General features: G+C 66.4%; 5 protein-coding genes. 3 read left to right on the top strand and 2 right to left on the bottom strand.

The genetic code is table 11. The annotated features are described in order from the left end of the window. The coding region (locus tag AC1DYI_RS27910; RefSeq protein WP_477207380.1) for an AMP-binding enzyme at positions 1 to 567 on the top strand (567 nt) is incomplete at its 5' end. 174 nt (positions 568 to 741) lie between these two features. Here AC1DYI_RS27910 and AC1DYI_RS27915 read toward each other — a convergent pair. After that, positions 742 to 1,038: a c-type cytochrome gene (locus AC1DYI_RS27915; RefSeq protein ID WP_477207381.1), complete on the bottom strand. Its 297-nt coding sequence runs from the start codon at positions 1,036 to 1,038 to the stop codon at positions 742 to 744. A gap of 147 nt (positions 1,039 to 1,185) precedes the next feature. On the opposite strand from AC1DYI_RS27915, the gene AC1DYI_RS27920 reads away from it, so the two are divergent. After that, a complete protein-coding gene (locus AC1DYI_RS27920) occupies positions 1,186 to 1,470 on the top strand; it encodes a TIGR04438 family Trp-rich protein (RefSeq protein WP_477207382.1) in 285 nt (94 codons plus the stop codon). 52 nt (positions 1,471 to 1,522) lie between these two features. Here AC1DYI_RS27920 and ilvD read toward each other — a convergent pair whose 3' ends face one another. Beyond that, positions 1,523 to 3,205: a dihydroxy-acid dehydratase gene (gene ilvD / locus AC1DYI_RS27925; RefSeq protein WP_477207383.1), complete on the bottom strand. Its 1,683-nt coding sequence runs from the start codon at positions 3,203 to 3,205 to the stop codon at positions 1,523 to 1,525. 101 nt (positions 3,206 to 3,306) lie between these two features. On the opposite strand from ilvD, the gene AC1DYI_RS27930 reads away from it, so the two are divergent. Further along, positions 3,307 to 4,239 carry a LysR family transcriptional regulator gene (locus tag AC1DYI_RS27930; RefSeq protein WP_477207384.1) on the top strand — a complete coding sequence of 311 codons (933 nt, stop codon included), beginning with the start codon at positions 3,307 to 3,309 and terminating at the stop codon, positions 4,237 to 4,239. Positions 4,240 to 4,339: the final 100 nt, after the last annotated feature.

Below are 4,339 nucleotides of genomic sequence, written 5' to 3' on the forward strand. Positions count from 1 at the left end.
ATCCTGGTCGTCAAGAAGCCCTGGCCGGCGATGATCCGCACGATCTGGGGCGACCCCGAGCGCTTCAAGAAGAGCTACTACCCGCCGGAACTGAAGGGCTACTACCTGGCGGGCGACGGTGCGATCCGCGACGCGAAGACCGGCTACTTCACGATCACCGGCCGCATCGACGACGTGTTGAACGTCTCGGGCCACCGCATGGGCACGATGGAGATCGAATCGGCGCTGGTCAGCTGCACCGAGCTGGTGGCCGAAKCAGCGGTCGTCGGCCGGCCGGACGACACCACCGGCGAGGCGATCTGCGCCTTCGTCGTGCTCAAGCGCCCGCGGCCTGTGGGCGACGAAGCCAAGGCGATCGCGAAGCAGTTGCGCGACCACGTCGGCAAGGAGATCGGCCCGATCGCCAAGCCCAAGGACATCCGCTTCGGCGACAACCTGCCCAAGACCCGCTCGGGCAAGATCATGCGGCGGTTGCTGCGCTCGATTGCCAAGGGCGAAGCCATCACCCAGGACACGAGCACGTTGGAGAACCCAGCCATCCTGGATCAGTTGTCAGAGAACAACTGATCCAGCGGCTGCTCCGCAGCCGTCGCCGCTGTGCGGCGAGATGGTTGGGTTCGGGGTTCACTCATATCGCGTAGCGATGTGAGGGAACACCAGAACCCCAACGCAAGTCAGCGATCAGCACAAACAAAAAAGCCCCGCGCTGCGGGGCTCTTTCGTTGGGGGCAGCGAGAAGGATTACTTCTGCTGCAGCACCCAGGTAGCCAACTGCTTGGCTTCTTCCGGCGTCACCTGGTTGGCAGGCATCGGCACTTGCCCCCAGACGCCCACGCCACCCTTCTGGATTTTTTCGGCCAGCTTGGCCGCGGCGTCCTTCTGGCCGGCGTACTTGGCAGCCACGTCCTTGTAGGCCGGGCCAACAAGCTTCTTGTCGACGGCATGGCAGGCCAGGCAGTTCTTCTTGGCGGCCAGGTCGGCGTTGGCGAACACCGGTGACACGGCGGCCACGGCGAGCAGGGCGATCAGAGATTTCATGGTGTCCTTCGCGGCGATGAGATGGGTTGAGTTGGGCTGAGACCAGTGCGACTGGTTTACAGTCCATGCAACGCAGTTTACAAACTTCCGTTGACGCTGGGCTTGCGGCCTTGCGGCATCGTTCACCGGCCGCGTTGGAGGCTTGCCATGCTGTTCATCATCATCGGGGTCCTGCTGATCGTCCTGCGCATCGCTGGCGTCAGCCCCATGGCCGACTGGAACCTCGAGTTCTTCGGCGACCTGTGGAAGCTGGTGCTGCCCTTCATTCTGGGTCTCGTCTGGTGGGCCTGGTCCGACGCGAGCGGCATGACCAAGCGGCGCGAAATGGAACGCGACGACGAGCGCAAGGCCGAGCGCCGCGCCCGCAACATCGACAACCTCGGGCTCGGCCCGAAAGACCCGAAGCGCGGCACGTMTTCCCGCCGCCGCTGAACTTCGCGGCAAGGCGCGTGCCGAGCTTCGGGCCGCGCCTGGCCCCAAGCGCCTACTCGAATCGGTCCAGCACCGCGCCGCCACTGGCGCTGCAAGCATTCTTCGCGAACTTGGCCAGCACACCCCGCGTGTAGCGCGGGGCAGGGCGCTGCCAGGCGGCTCGGCGACGCGCCAGTTCGGCATCGTCGACATTCAGCTCCAGCTTCAGCTGGTGCGCGTCGATGGTGATCGAGTCGCCTTCCTTCACCAGCGCGATCGTGCCGCCTTCGTAGGCCTCGGGCGCCACGTGGCCCACCACCATGCCCCAGGTACCGCCTGAGAAGCGGCCATCGGTGATCAAGCCGACCGATTCGCCCAGGCCCTGACCGATCAGCGCGCCGGTCGGCGCCAGCATCTCGGGCATGCCCGGGCCGCCTTTGGGGCCGAGGTAGCGCAGCACCATCACGTCGCCGGCCTTGATCTGCTTGGCCATGATGGCGGCGAGCGCCGATTGCTCGTCGTCAAAGACGCGGGCCGGGCCGGTGATCACCGGGTTCTTCAGGCCGGTGATCTTGGCCACGCAGCCTTCGGGCGACAGGTTGCCCTTCAGGATCGCCAGGTGGCCTTCGTCGTACATCGGTTGTGCGATCGGGCGGATCACTTCCTGCCCGGCGGGCGGCGCATCGGGCACATCAGCCAGGTTCTCCGCCACGGTCTTGCCGGTGATCGTCATGCAGTCGCCGTGCAGCAGGCCTGCGTTCAGCAAGACCTTCATCACCTGCGGGATGCCGCCGGCGCGGTGCAAGTCGATCGCCAGGAAGCGGCCGCTGGGCTTCAGGTCGCAGATCACCGGCACCTTGCGGCGTACGCGCTCGAAGTCGTCGATGGTCCACTCGACCTCAGCCGCGTGCGCGATCGCCAGGAAGTGCAGCACCGCGTTGGTCGAGCCGCCGGTGGCCATGATCACGGCCACCGCGTTCTCGATCGCCGTCTTGGTCACGATGTCGCGTGGCTTCAGGTCTTGGCGGATCGCCTCGACCAGCACTGCAGCGCACTGCTTGACGCTGGCCACGATCTCGTCTTCGACATTGGCCATCGTCGACGAGTAGGGCAAGCTCATGCCCAGCGCCTCGAATGACGAGCTCATCGTGTTGGCGGTGTACATGCCGCCGCACGAGCCGGTGCCGGGGATCGCGCGGCGCTCGATCTGGCAGAAATCTTCTTCGCTCATGTTGCCGGCCGAGAACTGGCCGACCGCTTCGAACACGCTGACGATGTTCAAGTCCTGGCCCTTGTAATGGCCCGGCAGGATGGTGCCGCCATAGACGTAGATCGACGGCACGTTCGCGCGCAGCATGCCCATCATGCCGCCCGGCATGTTCTTGTCGCACCCGCCGATGACGAGGACGCCGTCCATCCATTGGCCACCGACACAGGTCTCGACGCAGTCGGCAATCACCTCGCGCGACACCAGGCTGTACTTCATACCCTCGGTGCCCATCGCCATACCGTCGCTGATGGTCGGCGTGCCGAAGGTCTGCGGATTGGCGCCGGCTTCCTTCAGGCCTTGCACCGCGGCATCGGCCAGCTTTTGCAAGCCAGAGTTGCAGGGCGTGATCGTCGAGTGGCCGTTCGCCACACCGACCATCGGCTTGCCGAAATCACCTTCCTGGTACCCCATGCCGTAGTACATGGATCGGTTCGGCGCACGGGCGACGCCTTCGGTGATGTTCTTGGAGCGGCGGTTCAGGCTCATCGGGGTCTCCTCGCGGGGGCTGGGGCAATGGCTGGCGAGTATCCCGCCGGCCAAAACGCGCGTCCAATATATTCAAGATGGCGCAGTAATATGCTTGGCATATGAATGACGACGTCGCTCAGACCATCGAGCTGCGGGCTTGGCGGCAATTTCTGACGCTGGCTGAAACCTTGCATTTCGGCCAGGCGGCCCAGCGCTTGCACATGACCCAGCCACCGCTGACGATGGCCATCCAGCAGCTGGAGGCCAAGCTGGGCGTGGCACTGTTCGAGCGCAACAGACGTCGGGTGGCGCTCAGCGCCGCCGGTGAAGCGCTGGTCGAGCCGGTGCGCCATCTGCTTCAGCAGGCGGCCGCGCTGCCCGGCGTGGCGCAGGCGGCCGGGCGAGGCGCGGTGGGGCGGCTGCGCCTGGGGTTCGTTTCGACGGTCGGATTCGGCCTTTTGCCGGGCTGGTTGCGGGGCTTCCGCCAGGCCGAGCCGGGCGTGCAGGTGGTGCTGCGCGAGGCCACGACCGACGTCCAACTGCAGGCGCTGACACGTGGCGAGGCCGATGCCGGCTTCGTGCTGCACGCGCCCGGCGTGGCGGCGGGGCTGGAGCCCTGGTCGCGCTTGTCCGTGGGCTGCGAGCCGCTGGTGCTGGCGCTGCCCGAGGGCACTGAGCTGGCCACTGCGCACCGGTTGCGCGTGGCTGAGTTGCTGGCGCAGCCGCTGGTGATCTTTCCTCGCGTCATCGCGCCGTCGCTGTATGACGCGGTGCTCGGTTACTACCACCGGCACGGTGTGTCGCCGGTCGTGGCGCAAGAGGCGATCCAGATGCAGACCATCGTCAACCTGGTGTCGGCCGGCCTGGGGTTGGCCTGGGTGCCGCGCTCGATGACGCAGCTGCAGCGCCCAGGCGTCGTCTACCGCGCTTTGCCGGCCTCACTGAACGAAGGGGCCCCGCAATGCGAAACCAGCCTGGTCTGGGCCCCAGGGAGCGGGGCGGTGGCCGGGCGCTTCGCGGCTTTCGTGGCAGCGGCACTGGCCTCTGCGTAAGCCGCGCTGAAAGGGCCTTGTCGAGGGGGCGACCGCGGCGGGCGCCGTATCATCCCGCCCCATGCTGACGCACCCGCAATTCAATCCGATCGCGCTGGAC

The sequence above is a fragment of the Ideonella sp. P3_A4 genome (assembly GCF_056403075.1).

Excerpts from the sequence above, each read along its gene's own strand:
- AC1DYI_RS27915 (WP_477207381.1), bottom strand. The coding sequence starts at position 1,038 with ATGAAATCTCTGATCGCCCTGCTCGCCGTGGCCGCCGTGTCACCGGTG.
- ilvD (WP_477207383.1), bottom strand. The coding sequence starts at position 3,205 with ATGAGCCTGAACCGCCGCTCCAAGAACATCACCGAAGGCGTCGCCCGT.
- AC1DYI_RS27930 (WP_477207384.1), top strand. The coding sequence starts at position 3,307 with ATGAATGACGACGTCGCTCAGACCATCGAGCTGCGGGCTTGGCGGCAA.